The 305-nt window shown below is 29.2% G+C and carries 1 pseudogene; it reads left to right on the top strand.

The annotated features are described in order from the left end of the window. Positions 1–268: pseudogene (locus tag VQ048_RS12910) on the top strand (conjugal transfer protein MobB); the annotation flags it as partial. Between the last annotated feature and the right edge of the window lie 37 nt (positions 269–305).

Raw genomic sequence — 305 nt, 5'->3', positions numbered from 1 at the left:
TTTTCATCAATATTTTGCTGGACAGAATGACCAACAAATCACAGAACAGACCACAGAACAAAGTCAATTTAGTTATCCTGAAGAATTGAAAAACTCAAATGATAACAATTTTCAAGAAATCACCTATTACGAATATGAATACGATTACCTAACGATTAAGGCTTTATTCAGTCTTTTACCCGAAAATCAGGGAATTGATTACGAAGAAGAAGCCTTTATCAATCGAATGAGGCGTAAGAAAAAGAAAGTTAAACAACGAAAAAAATAATTTTTCAATCAATCATTTTTTAATCTTTAAAATCTAT

Origin of the sequence: Bergeyella anatis (assembly GCF_036016955.1) — a bacterium.
GTDB lineage: Bacteria > Bacteroidota > Bacteroidia > Flavobacteriales > Weeksellaceae > JAYWXI01.
This window is presented reverse-complemented; position numbering and strand designations above follow the sequence as displayed.